The 680-nt window shown below is 57.9% G+C and carries 1 rRNA gene; it reads right to left on the reverse strand.

Annotated elements, in window-relative coordinates:
* Positions 1-631 (reverse strand): 23S ribosomal RNA (locus FGD71_RS34905); the annotation flags it as partial.
* Positions 632-680: the final 49 nt, after the last annotated feature.

Below are 680 nucleotides of genomic sequence, written 5' to 3' on the forward strand. Positions count from 1 at the left end.
GCGACGCTCCCACGGCTTGTAGGCACACGGTTTCAGGTACTATTTCACTCCGCTCCCGCGGTACTTTTCACCATTCCCTCACGGTACTATCCGCTATCGGTCACCAGGGAATATTTAGGCTTAGCGGGTGGTCCCGCCAGATTCACACGGGATTTCTCGGGCCCCGTGCTACTTGGGTGTCTCTCAAACGAGCCGCTGACGTTTCGACTACGGGGGTCTTACCCTCTACGCCGGACCTTTCGCATGTCCTTCGCCTACATCAACGGTTTCTCACTCGTCCTGTCGCCGGCAGACGACAGAAGAGAGATCCCACAACCCCGTATGCGCAACCCCTGCCGGGTCTCACACGCATACGGTTTGGCCTCATCCGGTTTCGCTCGCCACTACTCCCGGAATCACGGTTGTTTTCTCTTCCTGCGGGTACTGAGATGTTTCACTTCCCCGCGTTCCCTCCACACACCCTATGTGTTCAGATGTGGGTGACAGCCCATGACGACTGCCGGGTTTCCCCATTCGGAAACCCCCGGATCAAAGCCTGGTTGACGACTCCCCGGGGACTATCGTGGCCTCCCACGTCCTTCATCGGTTCCTGGTACCAAGGCATCCACCGTGCGCCCTTAAAAACTTGGCCACAGATGCTCGCGTCCACTGTGCAGTTCTCAAACAACGACCAACCACCC

The organism is Streptomyces sporangiiformans (assembly GCF_005768555.2).
Lineage (GTDB): Bacteria > Actinomycetota > Actinomycetes > Streptomycetales > Streptomycetaceae > Streptomyces > Streptomyces sporangiiformans.